This is a genomic window from Aquipuribacter hungaricus (assembly GCF_037860755.1).
GTDB lineage: Bacteria > Actinomycetota > Actinomycetes > Actinomycetales > JBBAYJ01 > Aquipuribacter > Aquipuribacter hungaricus.
In genome coordinates this window covers 1-537 of sequence record NZ_JBBEOI010000541.1, presented here as the reverse complement: position 1 = coordinate 537, position 537 = coordinate 1, and the positions used below count along the sequence as shown (strand labels likewise).

The following is a 537-nucleotide window of genomic DNA, read 5'->3' as shown; positions in this document are numbered from 1 at the left end:
GGCGTCTGGACGTGGTCAACGCCGGGCACCCGGCGCCCTGGCTGGTGCGCGACGGCAAGGTCCAGGCGGTAGCGCTGGACCCGCAGCTGCCGGCGGGCATGTTCCAGGCCACCGTGTACGAGGTGCAGACCGTGCAGCTGTTGCCGGGCGATCGGCTGGTCTTGGTCACCGACGGGATCCTCGAGGCCGGCGCACCAGGCGAGGAGTTCGGTGAGCAGCGCCTGGCGGGCCTCCTGCTGGCCACTGCGGACCTCACCCCGCACCAGGCCGTGGCCGAGATCCTGAGGACGCTGCGCGCCTACGCCCCCCGCCTGCACGACGACGCCACCGTCGTCTGCCTCGACTGGACCGGCCCAGGCATCGTCGACACCGCCGAGAGCACAGACGGCTCGCTCGTGCAGTGACCCAGCCTGGCCACTGCGGGGGGCGCCATCGAGTACGCGGGCGCGCCTCTGATCTGCACGTATGACCTGCGGTCGAGCCTTCATGGCACGTATGAACAGCTGCTCGCCGAAGTCGAACACCAGGACCACGAGC

At 70.8% G+C, this 537-nt stretch carries 1 protein-coding gene; it reads left to right on the top strand.

The window, feature by feature from the left end; genetic code table 11:
* A partial coding sequence (locus tag WCS02_RS21075) for a PP2C family protein-serine/threonine phosphatase (protein ID WP_340296255.1) occupies positions 1-404 on the top strand: 404 nt, incomplete at its 5' end.
* Between the last annotated feature and the right edge of the window lie 133 nt (positions 405-537).